A 14,819-nucleotide genomic window follows, 5' to 3' on the forward strand; every position below is an offset into this window, starting at 1 on the left:
CACTTTGGTCTCTTTTTCATGGGAACTCTCGCAGCGGCGGCTTCGGTCGCAGGCTGCCAGGCCGCGCCACGCGAGGCGGCGGCGGCGGAACGCAACCAGGTACCGCTCGTGGCGGTGCGGCTCACGCCCGTGCAGCGCGGCCCCGTTTCACGGCCGGTGCGCGGTGCGGGCGTGGTGCGGCTCAAGAACGAGGCCGATCTGTCCTTCAAGGTAGGTGGCGTCGTGACGGCGGTGCTCGTCGAAGAGGGGGCGCGTGTGCGGCGCGGGCAGGTCCTCGCGCGCATCGATCCGACGGAGACCGAGGCGGCGCTGAGGCAGGCCCAAGAGACCTCCGCCCGCGCCGAGCGCGATGTCGAACGCGCACGCAAGCTCGTCGCAACCAACGCCGTCCCGGTGATCGAACTTCAGAACGCGGAAACGGCGGCCGCGTCGAGCAAGGCCGCCGTCGATGCCGCGGCCTTCAATGCGCAGCGCACGGTCATCGTCGCGCCGGACGACGGTCGCGTGGAAAAGCGCACCGTCGACCCAGGCGAAATCGCGGCGCCGGGTGCACCCGTCTTTCACGTCAGCGGCCGCTCGCGCGGCGCCGTCGTGCGCGTCGGCCTCACGGATCGCGACGTACTCCGCGTGACGCTCGGCGACACGGCACGTGTGATGCTCGACCTTTTCCCCGATGCACCAGTGACCGGCAAGGTCACCCAGGTTGCCGCATCGGCCTCGCCGGGCACGGGCACGTTCGACGTCGAGGTCGCACTCGAGCGCAGCGCGGCGCAGATCCTCTCCGGCATGACCGCCAAGGTCGAGATCGCGCACGTCGAGGCGGATCTCGCCACGGTGCCCATCGCCGCACTCACCGATGGGCGCGGAGACGCGGCATCGGTGTTCGTCGTCGACGACAAGGTCGCGCGCCGGGTGCCGGTCAAGGTCGCGTTTTTGAGCCAAGACCGCGCGGCGTTGCTCACCCGCCTCGAAGGGCACGACCGCGTCGTGGAAGCTGGAGCGGCCGACCTCGACGATGGCACCGCCGTGCACGTGCTGCCATGAGTGAATTCGCCGTCCGCCGCTGGCAGTTCACCTTGGTGGTGTTCCTCGCGCTCGCCGCGCTGGGGATCAACTCGCTCTTCACCATCCCCAAGTCGGAAGACCCGACGTTCCCCATCCCCACCTTCGCGGTCATCGGCGTCCTGCCCGGTGCGACCCCCGTCGACGTCGAGCGCCTGGTCATCGATCCCATCGAGACCAAGCTCAAGGCCCTCGACGACGTGAAGTCGATCAAGACGGACATCGAGGAGAGCCTCGCGTACCTGCGCATCGAGTTCATCGCCGAGGCCGACGCCGATCGCAAACGCGACGAGGTGCTGCGCGAAGTCAATGCGCTGAGGCCCACACTGCCCGCCGAGCTCGTGCGGCTCGATGTGAAGCAGTTCAACACGAAGAACGTCAACATCGCGGAGTTCGCACTGCTCTCGGAGAGCGCGAGCTACCACGAGCTCGACGGCATCGCGCGCTCGCTCAAGCGGCGCCTGGAAAACGTCGCCGGCGTGGGCGAGGTCGAGACCGCAGGCTTGCCGAAGCAGGAAGTCACCGTGGCGCTCGATCTGGAGCGCATGGTCGCACTGGGCATTTCCCCCGCCGAGGTGCTCGATGCCGTCGGCGCCGAAAGCAAGAACATCCCCGCGGGCAGCGTAGAAACCGGGCCGCGGCGGTTCAACGTGAAGACCAGCGGCGACTACGCATCGGTCGAGGAGGTGCGCACCACCATCGTGCGCAGTGCGGGCGGAAGCAGCGTGCGCGTGGGCGACCTTGCCGAGGTCTCGCTGCGCGAGGTGGAAGGTTCGTCGGTCGCGCGCTTCGACGGCAAGCGCGCCGTGCTCGTCGCGGCCAATCAGAAAGAGGGGCAAAATGTCTTCGACGTCAAAGGCGGGATCGACCGCGAGGTGGCGTCCTTCGAGAAGACGCTGCCCAAAGGCATCACGCTGACGCGGGGCTTCGATCAATCGCAGAACGTCGGGCATCGCTTGCACGGCTTTTCGCGTGACTTCATGCTCGCGATCGCGCTCGTGCTCCTCACGCTGCTGCCGCTCGGCCTGCGCGCCTCGGCCGTGGTGATGATGTCCATCCCACTGAGTTTGACCATCGGCGTCTTCTTTTTGAAGGCGACGGGCTTCTCCATCAACCAGCTCAGCATCGTCGGCTTCGTGCTCGCACTGGGACTGCTCGTGGACGACTCGGTCGTCGTCGTGGAGAACATCACGCGGCACCTGCGCGAAGGCAAGAAGCCGCGCGAAGCGGCCATCGCGGCGACGAAGCAGATCACGTTGAGCGTGCTCGGTTGCACCGCAACCCTTATTTTCGCCTTCCTTCCGCTGCTGGCGCTCCCGGGCGGGGCGGGGCAGTTCATTCGAAGCATGCCGGTGGCCATCATCTTCACCATTGGAGCATCGCTCCTGGTGTCGCTCACCATCGTGCCGTTCCTCTCGAGCCGCATCCTTGTGGCCGAGGGCGAGCACGGGAACATCTTCCTGCGCGCCATGACCTGGGCCATCGAGGGCACGTACCGTCGGGCGCTGGTCAAGGCCGTGCAGTTTCCCAAGACGACGCTCGTGCTCGCCGCCGCACTGTTCGTGGGCAGCTTCGCCCTGGTGCCGCGCATCGGATTCAGCCTTTTCCCCAAGGCCGGTGTTCCGCAATTCATGGTCGAGGTGGAGGCCACCGAGGGCGCGAGCATCGCCGAGACCGACCGCGCCGCACACTTCGTCGAAGAGGTCCTCGCGCGCCATCCCGAGGTGGGGAAGGTCGCCACGACCATCGGGAAAGGGCACCCGCAGATTTACTACAACGTGGCCCCACGCAACGAGAAGGCCAACGTGGCCGACGTCTTCGCCGAGCTTCGCACGCGCGAGGACGGCAACGGGCGGCTCCTGGAGCAGATCCGCCAAGAGTTGCGCGAGTATGCGGGCGCACGGCTCGATTTGAAGGAGTTCGAAAATGGTCCGCCGCTGGATGCGCCCATTGCGATTCGCTTGCTCGGCAGCGATCCCGAGGCGCTGGAAAAAGGCGCGACGCAGGTGGAGCAGATCCTCCGCTCCACGGAGGGAACCCGCGATGTGCGCAATCCTTCGCGGGAGCGCCGCACGGATCTGCGTGTGCACGTGGACCGCGACAAGGCGGCCGTTCTCGGCATCGCCGTCGCCGACGTGGATCGCGCGGTGCGCCTCGCCGTGGGCGGCATCGCCGCGGGCAAATACCGTGAGGATGGCAGCGAGGAGGCGTACGACATCCGCGTCACGTTGACGCGCGATCGCGATGTCGTGCCCGCCGCAGCACCGGGCCTGGGCGTGCTCGATCGCCTTTACGTCGCGACGACGAAGGGAATGCCGTTGCCGCTTTCCCAGGTAGCCACGTTGGCGCTGGAGCCGTCGCCGACGAAGATCCGGCACTACCAGAAAGAGCGAAGCGTGACCGTCACGGCCTACGTGCGGGAAGGGTTCAACACGGACCGGCTCACCAAGCAAGTGCTCGCCCATCTGGAGGGCCCGGGAGCGATCCAGCTGCCCGCGGGCATCCGCTTCATGCCGGCCGGCGAGATCGAGAGCCGCCAGGAGAGCTTCGGTGGCTTGGGCACGGCCATCCTCATCGCGGTGTTCGGCGTGCTGGCCGTGCTCGTCCTGGAGTTCCGCACCTTCAAGAGCACCCTCATCGTCGCCTCGGTCATTCCGCTCGGCATCATCGGCGGCCTGGTGGCGCTGTTCGTGAGCGGCAACACGCTGTCCTTCACCGCGAACATCGGCTTCGTGGCCCTGATGGGCATCGAGGTGAAGAACTCGATCTTGCTCGTCGACTTCACCAACCAACTGCGCGAAGACGGCGTCCCCATCGACGAAGCCATTCGCCGCGCCGGAGAGGCCCGCTTCGTGCCCATCCTCCTCACCACGCTCACCGCCATCGGCGGCCTAATCCCCCTCATCCTGGAGCACTCGAGCCTCTACTCCCCCCTGGCCATCGTCCTTCTGGGCGGCCTCCTGAGCTCGACCTTCCTCGCCCGCGTCGTAACGCCTGTACTCTACAAACTCCTCGCCCCCGAGATCGACGTGCGCGAAATGCCGACGGAAGGCACTCGCGAGGCCGAGCTCGCGAGCACGTGACAGAAAATGCAGTAAGCTCATCACCATGAGCGCGAACGCTGACAAAACGTGGGATCAGCGAGTCTTCGAGACCATCCCATCGGGGGTCGATCCCACGATCATTCGCGCGAATCTGCGCCTCACCCCCACGGAACGTATCGAAAAAATGCTACGGACCCTGGACCTCGTCCAAGAGCTTCGTTCTGCCCATGCGAACCGAACTTCGAACAGTACTCGCCGCGCTCGGTGAGCAGCACGTCGAGTACGTAATCATCGGCGGCGTCGCCTTGGTGGCGAGCGGCTCGAGTCGAGTCACCGAGGATCTCGACATCTGCTAGCCGCGCGATCGAGACAATCTTCTCAAATTGGAAAAGGCGCTAGCCCCCTTTCGCCCGACGTTGCGAGGGGCTCCGCCCGAGCTGCCTTTCGTGCTCGATGCCTCATCTCTTCGTTCGGGACTCAACTTCACACTCACGACCGCAGCGGGCGACCTCGACCTTCTTGGCGAGATCCCCGGAGTCGGCTTGTACGAACAGGCTGCTAGCGACGCGGTTCGAGTGGAGCTCCTGGGGTTCGAAGTCCTCATCTTGAGCCTGGATGCGTTGGAGCGCTCGAAACGAGCGGCGGGTCGCGCGAAAGACCTTCTCGATTTGGCGGAGATCGCGGAGATCCGGAAGGCGCTCGGCTAAATTCAACTGCGACCCGCCAACGTGCGCGACGGATCTTCGGATTCGGATGAGAGCACGACGAGGGGTGCCTCGGTGGAGCAGCCGATGCGGAATGGGAACCAGTCTCCGAATCCGGAGGTGGTGTAGAGGCGGGAGGTGCCACGGCGGTAGGCACCCCAGAGGTAACCGTCGGGCCACAAGGGCTCGAAGGCGCTCTTGCCGTTGAAGCCGATTTGGCCGCCGTGGGTGTGGCCCGAGAGGGTGAGGTCGATGCCGTGGCGTGCGGCGGGATCGAAGCCCTCGGGCCGATGGGAGAGAAGAAGACGAAAGGTGTCGCTCGGGGCATCGCGCAGGGCGCGGTCGATGGCGCTTTCGAGGAAGGGCTGGATGTTCGCGCCGATGACCACGGGGTCGTTGGCGCCGGCCACGTAGAGGTGCGCGTCGCCCACGCGGAGTGTGGTGCCGGCGTCGACCAAGAGCGGCACCGGGCTCGCGTCGAAGATGGCGCGCGCTCGACGCGCATCGTGCAGGTACTCGTGGTTTCCGAGGCACGCGAGAACGCCGCAGCGTGCACCGAATTGGTCCGCCATCCGCAACGCAGGACCGAGCTGGTGCAGGTCGTCGGCGATGTCGCCGGTGAAGACGATCAGATCGGGCCGGCGCGGGATGCTCTCGAAAAAGCGCTGCAGGTCGCGCACGTTGCGTGACGCGCCGAGGTGGAGATCGCTCAATTGAAGAATGGAGAATCCCTCCAGCGCAGGATGCAACTTCGGAAACGTCACCGGGATGGTGCGAAGGGGCGTCGAGGTGACGGCGGCCGAAAAACCGCCCACCGCGGTCCCCATCGCGCCGGCGGGAACGAGCGCCGTCGCAGCACCGACGAACGCGCGCCGCGACATCACCGGTGACGTGCGCGATGGCGGAGACGCCTTGCGAAGAAGCGCAAACGCGAAAACGACGCGCACCAGCGCCGCGAGCGGCAGGCTGGCCACGCCGAAGCCGCTCACGATGAGCCCCACCGAGGCGACGATGGCGCCCCAATACGACACGACGAACCACGCGAGACCGACCGACCACGCCGCGTGCGCGATCAGCAGCACGCCAAAGGCTGCAGCGTAGGCGAGGCGGAGACCGCGCCGCCGCCACGCGGCGCGGTGCAGAACGCGAAGGAAGACCGCGCCGAGCAGCGCGAGGATCAGGCAGAGCGACAGCGATTGCGTCAGCGACAAGAAAGGCCACATCGTCATTTCCTCTTCAGAGCGAGTCAATCTCGGCGCGCAACGTCGCCTCGGCGTGTTCGTCGTCGCTGCGGCGCTTGAAGCGCGTGGCGAGGAACACGAGCCCCATTACCGCGGCCCCCGCCGCGACGGCGACACCGAGGAAGACCCCCTCCGTCTTCTCGGCGCGCTCCACGAGCTCGCCGTCAATGCCCTGGTGCTCGCGGATGGCCGGCGTCGCGTGCAGGACCACCGCGGGGCCGTCCCACTGGAGACCGAGCGACTTCTGCTCGTTCAGCGCCGCGCGGTATGCGTGGTGCGGGATATCGCCCAGGGTGATGGCCATCGCCGTCGCACGCGCATGCGGGTCGAGCGATGCGCGCGGCTCGAAGGAGACGTCTTCGCTGGCGAAGGCGACGACGTGCATGTCGACGTGCTCGAGCAGCGGCGGTGTGATGCGCGCGTCGGGACCGCGGCGCAGGTTCTTCGTGCGCACCGAGAACGCGATGCGCCCCGAAGTGACGCGTTCGGGCTGGTAGATGGTGACCCCGACGATACGGCCGTCGCGCTCGATGGGGGATTGCCGGCGTTTGACGGCGTCCACCAACGTCGAGCCTTCGGGCAGCGGGTACGCGAAGTCCAAGGCCACCCAGGAGGCATCGTCGTGCATGACGGTGCAATTCACCGTCGCATCCCAGACGAGCTCCTCACCGTTCGAGACCGCCGTCGCTACGTACACGGCAGGATGGCAGTCCATCATTGGGCGCTCTCCATCGGCTTGACGCCGTCGATGCCGCGCTCGATCAGGGTTCGCTCCGGCAGAATCGGGGTGGAAATCGAGGCCAGCTGAAAGAGCGCCGCCCCCTGCAAGCCGAGCAACAACACCACCGGCACGACGAACGGCAACCATGTTCCGCCGGCAGCCAACTTGGCGAGCACCCGCAGGAAAATCGCGAACGAGACGCCGATGGCCACCGCGGCCGATGCCACGGCGACGACAGGCCCCGCCCACGCGCTCGAGTATTGATAGAGCGCGACGATGGGCGCCAGGAGCGCCAGCACCAAGGTCCCGGTGAAGGTCGCCGCCGCGTGACCGAGCACCAGATCGGACGCGCGCCCCGTGGCCGAGGTGAGACGAAAGACGAGAAGCCCGAGCGGCAACGCCGCCAGCACGGACGCCAAGAGAAGCAGCGGCACCTTGAGCGCACTGCCCACACCGAGGTGCCCGGCGTGGCTGCCCGCGGCAACCCCCCAGATGCCCGCGAGAACCAAGGCACCCAAAAACGCCATCGACGAAAGAAAGATGCGCTGCGCACGCCCGATCTCGGGGCGCGAGCCCACGCGGGAAGGACCAACGACGTCGACGAGTTGCGAAAAAGCCTGCATGGTGAAACCTCCTTGCAGTCCTCACCGTGCAGCCCGCCCATGAACACGGGGCGCACACGCCCCGAACGCGGAATGAAACGCATGTGAAAACGGTGTGAATTACTTCAAACGCGGCAGGCGCACTTCGAACGTCGCGCCGCTCTCCGGCGTGAGCACCGCCACCCGGCCGCCGTGGGCCTCGGCCACCGCCTTCACCAGCGAGAGCCCGAGTCCCGTTCCGCGCTGCCGCCCGCGCGTCGTGAAGAAGCGCGTGAACACCTTCGCTCGATCCTCGGGTGCGATGCCTGGACCGCTGTCGCGGATCGCCACGATGACCTCCGTGCTCGTCACGGCCAGGGCCAACACCACCTGCCCGCCCTGCCCCGCGAACGACGCCGCGTTCTCCAGAAGCTCGCCAAAGAGCGCGTCCAACCTGTGGGCCACCCCGCGCACCAGCGCCGGCGAGGCGTTCGCGGCCTCACCCTTCAAGGCGAAGTTCACCTGCGCGTGGCGCGGATCGTCGCGCAGGCGCTCCACCAGTCCGCGCACCAACGCCGTCAGGTCCACGTCGGAGCGCTCCTCGTTGGGCATCCCCGCCTCGGCGCGCGCCAGCTCCAAGAACTGCGTCACCAGACGATCCAGCTTGCTCGTGCTATCGCGCAGCACCCGCGAAAGGCGCTCCGCGCGCGGGGCATCGACGCCCTCCGACAGCGTGTCCGCGGCGGCACGAACGGCCGCCAGCGGATTCTTCATCTCGTGCACCAAATCAGCCACGAACGCTTCGTTGTCGGCGCGCTTCTTCTCCAAGGCCATGAGCAATACGTTGAACGCGTCCGCGAGCACGCCCACCTCGTCGCGCCGCTCGGGAAGCAGCTTCGCATCGGGGCTCTCCGCCGTCGCCTTGGCCAGAGCCTGCCGCCGCAACGTATCGATCGGCCGAACCACGCGGCTCCCCATGTAGAAGGCCAGCGCCAAGGCCATCGGAAGAACGACGACGAGCGACAGGCGAAACAGGTGCGCGCGCAGCGTATACACTTCCAGCACGGCGCGGTTCGAGCTTTGCTGCACGTGCACGATGCGCGGCACACCGTCCCGCGGCGTCACGTAAATCGCCTGGCAAAAGACCAACGGCAGAAAATCGCAGCCCACGTATTTCCCATCGGGGGATCGCTTTGCCTCGACGACGTCGGCGCGCGCCAACATCGGCCCGAGTTGCTCGTCGAACTCGCGCAACGTCGGCGCATCCTTCGCACCGAGAAAGAACGCCTCCACGTGGCTCCCGGGATCGCCCGGCGCATCCGCGTCCGCATCGAACAACGTGCTTCCCTGCGCATCGACCACGCGAAGCCGCACCTTGTACTCACGTGCGAGCTGCTCGAGCTCGTGCGGGTCGTCCAGCGCGGGCAGTGCGGCCTCGGCCACGTCGCGAACCCTGCCCCACATGTGGCCTTGCACGTTGCGATCGAGCTGGCTCCACCCGAACACGAGCAGCGACGGCGCGACCGCCGCCGCCAGGATGGCCATCATCACGCGAAGACGCAGTGAAAAGCGCCGCCTTTCGCGCGGCAAAAGCCCCGTCTCGACCCCGGTGTCCAGGTTTTGGCTCATCGCGGGGCGCGAAGGCGGTAGCCGGCGCCGACCACCGTCTCGATGGCGTCGAACCCTGGATCGATCGCCTCCAGCTTGCGCCGCAACCGGCGCACGTACGTATCGATGATGCGCTCCACCACCACCGAATCGTCGCCGCGCACGATCTCCAGCAGCCGGTCGCGGGACAGCACGATGCCCGGCTTGCGTGCGAAGGCCTCGAGCATGCGAAACTCGGTCAAGGTCAGCGACAACAGCGTGCCCTTGAAGTGCGCCTCGATGCGCTCTGCATCGATGATCAACTCGCCCACGCGCACCTGCACCGCGTCGCGAAGCACGCGCGACTCGACGGCGCCGCCCCGCCGCAGTGCATCGCGCCGGAGCAACGCCGTCACCCGGGCCAGAAGGATGCGCGTGCTGAACGGCTTGGCGATGTAGTCGTCCGCGCCCAGCTCCAGGCCCAGCGCCTCGTCGATCTCGTTGTCGCGCGACGTGAGCAGCAGGATGGGCACCGGATCGCCTTGCGCGCGCAGCCGCCGGCAGAGGGCGAAGCCGTCGAGCCGCGGCATGTTGACGTCGCTCACGATGGCGTCAGGAGCATCGCGCGCCACGGCATCGAGCCCCGACACGCCATCGACGGCCGTGGTCACCGCGTGCCCAGCGTCCGCGAAGGCCATGGTGAGAACCTCGAGAAGCGCTTCGTCGTCGTCCACCAAGAGGATGCGGGGCATGAAGGGTTTAGGGTTTAGGGTTTAGGGTTTAGGGAGAAAGCACAACCTTACCCCCTACCTTGAGGACGAGCAGTGGGAGGCGATTCGGAAATGGGAGCGTGAAGGCGTACTCGATCGGATTCTACGAGCGTTCGCTCGAGACCTACATCAACGAGGGAAGGTGGACCTGACCGAAGCGTTCATCGACGGCAGCCACGCCGGCGCTCGAGGCGCCCCACCTCTCCTTCTCCACCCTAACCCCTAAACCCTATCCCCTCACCCCTCCTTCGCCCGCACGCAGACGTTCTCGGACACGGTTTTGCTGCCATATTGATAGATGGCGCGGCATTCGTAGTCCTTGCGGCACGAGCCTGGGACGCTCGGGTTGCATTTGGGCAAGCAGTAGCCACCCTGCTCGCCGAAGTCGGCGCAGAACGATTCCGGGCGCCCCACCTCGCTCGGGCAGCCGTCGGTGCACGCGGCGATGCACATCCCGCCGCTCGGAAAGCTGGTCGCGCAGGTCGCGCCCGGCGCCACGCAGTTCGAGTCTCCCTTGCAGGCCTCGCCGATCCACGCGCCCTGGGACCCGCCCCCAGTGGGGCCGATGTACTGGAGAAACGCCGCGTAATTCTGCCAGATGTTCCAGAAGAGCCATTCGTCGCTCTTGTTGGCCCCCACCGCGGGATTCTCCTGGTAGAGCGCCGCCGTCGAGGCATCCTTCGGCGTCACCTTCTGATTGTCGAGCGTGGTCGACACCCGCCCCGGAGCCCATCCGCCCGCCGTCTCGCCGCCGCTCGCAATGGCGTCCAGGTTCTGCCGCAGCTTGCGCGCGAGGCAATTCGCTTGCCGATCGAAGCCCGCCTGCGAAGGGTCGCACGTCGCATCGCTCGAGCAGCCGCATCGAAACGCGAACTCCACGCGCGACGCCGGGAACGGATAATACTGCGTACCCACGAGCCCTTGCAGCGCCTGCGCGCGCACGAGCATCACGAACGGATTGATCCGATTGGCCACCGCCGCGCGGTAGAGCGCATCCGAGGCGCGCACGCCGTTCGACTGGTACGTGGCGAGAAAGCTCGGCCGCCGATACGGCGTCCGCTCGAAGAAGCGCTGAATGGCCGTAGCGTCGAAGGCCTGCGTATCCTCGAGAACCTCCAGCTCCATGATCGCGTTGGCGTCGAACTTCGCGTCCTCCAACGTGATCAGATCGCTCGCCTCGAGCGGAGAATCCTCGGAAGATTTCGCGCAGCCCGCGGCCACACATGCCAAGAGCGCGAAAGAACGGACAAGCTTCGGGTACGTCAAGAGTTCACCCCGACCCCAAATGATGCCGCGACCGACGATTCCGTGCCAGATACGGTCGCGATCCACCTGCTACCGTGTGTGCACGGGCACCTGGGCCCAAGCGGTCCCTCCCCGATTGTCGTGCACCACGATGAACATCGTGCCCTCGAGGGGATCGTTCGCGGCTTTGTACTTGTTCTCCGAGCCATCCACCCTGCCCTTGGTTGCGTCCCAGAGAAGCCGCGACTCGCCATCGAGCTGCCCGATGTCCGCATAGTAGGCCGCCCAGATCTGTTCGCGCCGATCGCCGTCTTGCACCTCCCACGAGGTCTCGGGCACCACCACGTTGATCTTGATGTCCGGGCAATCGCGACGCAGCTTCGTCGTGCAACGGTCCACCGTGATGCCCTGCGCGAGATCGACGCGTTGATTTTCGAGAAACACGTCGGCGATCGTCGGGTTGACATTGCGGAGCGTGTCGTAGCCGTACACCCGCGAGAAGCCGATGACGTACTGGTCCGGCCCCAGTCGGTTGCGATTTTCGTCGAAGCAACCGAAAGGCACCGCCTGCGGATTCTTGCTGTCGCGCGCTACGAGCTCGACGTGCCCCGCGCACGCGATGTTGAAGACCACGGCCATGCCGTAGGGCACGGCGCCTTGAACCCGCGGATGCGATGTGACGATGTCGTTCGGCAGGGTGAACGAGTACTCCGGCCCCGCCGGCAGATAGGGCGTGAGATCCACACCGGGCTCCAAGGTCACCCCGCCCGTGCCTCCTCCACCGGCTCCGGGAACGGTGGCCCCGGCGAATTGCTCGAAGCATGCATAATACAAATCTTCGCGCGGGTTGATGCAGACGATGGGAATCCAGTACGTGGTGAGCGGCCGCGGCTTCTCGATGCGGCCATCCCACGTGAGCAATTCGACCTTCACCGTTTCGCCGGGGCCGGCGTACGGCTTGTCCGTTTTGGAGGCGAGGATGCGCACCGAATTGAGGACGCTACCCTCCGTGAAGTCCACGTTGCCACACGACGACGAGAGCCCGGCGAGCAGAATGAGCAAACATGCGGTTCGGCTTCTCATGGCTCAAAATTCTCCGCGCATGCCCAGGCTCGGCAGGAACGGGAGCCCCGTGGCGAACGTGTTCTGCGTGTAATTGTAATTGTAGCTAACGCCCTCGACGTTGCCGTGATTGTAGACGTTCTGGATATCGGCATAGACGCTGAATTGCCAATCTTTGAACTTCCACGATTTGTCGACGCGGATATCGAGCTGATGAAACAGCGGCATGCGCGCGCTGTATGGCGGATAGCTCTGCAAGGCCAGCGGCACGCCCGCGTTCTCGTCGTAGAAGCCATACGTGCTCGGCGTGTAGAGGCTGCCCGACACCAGGCGAAAACGCGCGCCGAGCTCCCATCCACGCCCGAGCCGGTAGCTTCCCAACACGGTCAGAATGTGCGTCTGCGAAAACGGCGAGAGTCGCTCGTCGTCGAGCGGCGTATCCTTGCGCGTGCTGCGCGACAGCGTATACGCGAGCCACCCGAAGAAGCGCGCATCGGGCTTGTAGCGCAGGAGCACCTCCATACCGTACGCCTGGCCCGTACCGCTATTTCCGTTGTTGCTGATGACCAATCGATCGAGCTCTTTGTAATACCCCTCGAGCGAGGCCTCGATGTTCTGGGTGAACTCCTGCTCGACGCCCAATGAATAATGGTACGCGCGGTTCGAGCGAAGGCCGCCCTGACCGTAAACGGGATTGGTCTCCTGCGGCTGCGGCGGCTGGTAGAAGATGCCCATACCGCCCTTCAAGGTCGTGCGCGGGAAGCCTCGGGTGAGATCCTGCCGCATGACCACGCGCGGGCCGAAATCCCACTCCTTCGTGTCCTTCGCGTAATCGAGGCGCACGCCGGGTACGATGCGGCCGCCGCGCCACGGGGTGAGCTCGAACTCCGTGTACAGGCCGGGGCGCAAGATCGCGTCGGTGTCGTTCGTCTCCAGCGGCGGGCGGCTCAAACCGGGGCCGCCCGGCGGCTCGCCCGGACGCGGAAACGGCGGCGCACGGACCTGCACTTTGTACGGCGAATAGAGCATGTCGACGCCGATGTTCGCGAGCACGCCCTTGGTGATGCGCTGCGAGAGCTCGATGCGCGACGTCATCGGGACACTGCTCAATTTGAAATAGACGTCACCGAGCGAGAAATCGACGAAGTCCTGCCCCACCGCGCCCATGATCTTCAATTCGGTATCGCGGCTCATCTTGTTGCGATACCGCGCCTGCGCACGCCAAAAGCCGGTATGCGCACTGATTCCACCGCCGATGGCCGGGTCCGATGCCGCGGGATTCTTGATCAGCAGCTCCAGGCGATCGTCCGAGCCTAAAAGCATCAGGCGGAAGTTGGAATTCTTGTCGAAGTCCTTTTGGATCATCGCCTGGTAATCGTAATAAACGGGCGCGGTGGTCACTCCGGCATTGGCCGATTCGAGAACCGGCTTGAGCCAGAGATCCACGTAGGAGCGCCGCCCGGCCACGGCGAAGTTCCATCCCGTCTTGCCGATGGGTCCCTCGGCGAGCACGCGCGCGTCGATCAGGTCGACCTGGGCCATGCCGTGCAGGCGGTCCTTCTTCGGATCGCGCAGCCCCACGTCGACGATACCGCCCATGACCCGGCCGTACTGCGTGCTGAAGTTGCCCGGGTAGAAGTCGATCTTCTGCAGCATCTCGGTGGGCACGACCGAGCTGAGTCCACCGAAGTGGTACACGATGGGCACCAAGGTCCCATCCATGAAGATGTTCGTGTCGTTGGGCGCCGACCCGCGCACGATGAGCAAGCCCGCGAGCCCCGGAGGGCGCGCCACGCCGGGCAGGTTCTGCAGCGACCGCAGCGCATCACCCGAGGTGCCGGGGATGCGGGTCATCTCGCGCATTTCCAAGGTGCGGCGGGTGACCTCCCGGGGCGGACGCGTGCCCTTGACGGTGACCTCTTCGACGTCATCGTCCGGCGGCGGTGCCTCGGCGCCCTCGCGCTCGAGGCGTGTCACGGTGCTGACTTCCTCGCCGGGCTTCAGGTCCTGCGTGGCGTTTTGCGCGGTGAAACGCGGCGCGGAGATGCGCACCTCGTAGGCACCGGGGCGAAGCTTCTCGAGGCTCCACGTGCCATCGGCCGCCGTTTGCGTCGATTGCTCGGTGCCGTCGGGCCCGCGCACGACGACGTTGGCCCCTGCGATGGGCGCATCCGACCTGGACGCCGCCACGCGCCCCACGAGCCGCGACACGGGTGGCGCAAAGACATACTGGTGCTTGATGCGCGCCGCGACGGGCTTTCCGCCGCGCTGTGCCGGCTCGAACCGCAGCTTCTTCGCCGCGGCCAGCGCCGCCTCGTCGAAGCCGTGACCAACGGGTGTCTCCACCGTGGCGTTGCGCACGCCGCCGGTGGGATCGATCTCCAGAACGAGAACGACGGTGACGGTATCCGTCAATCCTTCCTTGAGCGCAGAATCCGGATACTGGGCCCCCTCGTCGGTGACCAATTTGGGTGGAACGATCACCGCCGCAGGCGGCGGAGCCGGTGCGGGCGCCGATGAATCGGCAGGCGTCGTGAGCGAAGCCCCGGAAGCACCGCGTGGAACGGCGCTCCCACGAGGATCGTCCTGGGGAGAAGGTGGTGGTGGTGGTGCGGGGGGCTGCTGCGTTCCCTGGGCGAAAGAAAAGCGCGCTGCCGAGAACGCGCCAAGGAAAAGCACCCCCGCGAAGGGCAGACGTCGCGCGGGCATGTAGCATTCCCATTAGTGGGATTGCGTCCGAGGGGCAACCCCCAACCTAAACCTAACCCCGAACGCCGAACCCCTGCTATCTAGGGCCGCGTT

11 protein-coding genes are annotated in these 14,819 nt (G+C 66.1%); 3 read left to right on the forward strand and 8 right to left on the reverse strand.

Annotated features, from left to right (window positions below; all coding sequences use genetic code 11):
• Positions 1 to 18: 18 nt before the first annotated feature.
• The 3 genes from LVJ94_35965 to LVJ94_35975 all read left to right on the forward strand — a co-directional run bounded on the left by LVJ94_35965 (position 19) and on the right by LVJ94_35975 (position 4,813).
• Complete coding sequence (locus LVJ94_35965; GenBank protein ID WXB02301.1) at positions 19 to 1,044, forward strand: efflux RND transporter periplasmic adaptor subunit; 1,026 nt, start codon at positions 19 to 21, stop codon at positions 1,042 to 1,044.
• Positions 1,041 to 4,145, forward strand: coding sequence for an efflux RND transporter permease subunit (locus LVJ94_35970; protein ID WXB02302.1), 3,105 nt, complete (start codon positions 1,041 to 1,043; stop codon positions 4,143 to 4,145). Before LVJ94_35965 ends, LVJ94_35970 begins: the two co-directional genes overlap by 4 nt.
• Before the next feature lie 344 nt (positions 4,146 to 4,489).
• On the forward strand, positions 4,490 to 4,813 hold the full coding sequence (locus LVJ94_35975) for a hypothetical protein (protein ID WXB02303.1): 324 nt from the start codon (positions 4,490 to 4,492) through the stop codon (positions 4,811 to 4,813).
• Between the two features lie 2 nt (positions 4,814 to 4,815).
• Here LVJ94_35975 and LVJ94_35980 read toward each other — a convergent pair whose 3' ends face one another.
• The 8 genes from LVJ94_35980 to LVJ94_36015 all read right to left on the reverse strand — a co-directional run bounded on the left by LVJ94_35980 (position 4,816) and on the right by LVJ94_36015 (position 14,726).
• Positions 4,816 to 6,033, reverse strand: a complete 1,218-nt coding sequence (locus LVJ94_35980) for a metallophosphoesterase (GenBank protein WXB02304.1) — start codon at positions 6,031 to 6,033, stop codon at positions 4,816 to 4,818.
• A gap of 13 nt (positions 6,034 to 6,046) precedes the next feature.
• A complete protein-coding gene (locus tag LVJ94_35985) occupies positions 6,047 to 6,769 on the reverse strand; it encodes a hypothetical protein (GenBank protein WXB02305.1) in 723 nt (240 codons plus the stop codon).
• Positions 6,766 to 7,395: a hypothetical protein gene (locus tag LVJ94_35990; GenBank protein ID WXB02306.1), complete on the reverse strand. Its 630-nt coding sequence runs from the start codon at positions 7,393 to 7,395 to the stop codon at positions 6,766 to 6,768. The genes LVJ94_35985 and LVJ94_35990 overlap by 4 nt, the downstream gene beginning before the upstream one ends.
• Before the next feature lie 99 nt (positions 7,396 to 7,494).
• Positions 7,495 to 8,982: a HAMP domain-containing histidine kinase gene (locus tag LVJ94_35995; GenBank protein ID WXB02307.1), complete on the reverse strand. Its 1,488-nt coding sequence runs from the start codon at positions 8,980 to 8,982 to the stop codon at positions 7,495 to 7,497.
• A complete protein-coding gene (locus LVJ94_36000) occupies positions 8,979 to 9,692 on the reverse strand; it encodes a response regulator transcription factor (GenBank protein ID WXB02308.1) in 714 nt (237 codons plus the stop codon). The genes LVJ94_35995 and LVJ94_36000 overlap by 4 nt, the downstream gene beginning before the upstream one ends.
• Positions 9,693 to 9,947: 255 nt before the next feature.
• On the reverse strand, positions 9,948 to 11,042 hold the full coding sequence (locus LVJ94_36005) for a hypothetical protein (GenBank protein ID WXB02309.1): 1,095 nt from the start codon (positions 11,040 to 11,042) through the stop codon (positions 9,948 to 9,950).
• A gap of 3 nt (positions 11,043 to 11,045) precedes the next feature.
• Positions 11,046 to 12,038 (reverse strand): hypothetical protein, encoded by a 993-nt coding sequence (locus LVJ94_36010; protein ID WXB02310.1) that lies wholly within the window; start codon positions 12,036 to 12,038, stop codon positions 11,046 to 11,048.
• 3 nt (positions 12,039 to 12,041) lie between these two features.
• Positions 12,042 to 14,726: a TonB family protein gene (locus LVJ94_36015; protein WXB02311.1), complete on the reverse strand. Its 2,685-nt coding sequence runs from the start codon at positions 14,724 to 14,726 to the stop codon at positions 12,042 to 12,044.
• Positions 14,727 to 14,819 lie beyond the last annotated feature (93 nt).

This window comes from Sorangiineae bacterium MSr11367, from assembly GCA_037157805.1.
In the GTDB taxonomy this organism is placed as follows: domain Bacteria; phylum Myxococcota_A; class Polyangia; order Polyangiales; family Polyangiaceae; genus Pendulispora; species Pendulispora rubella.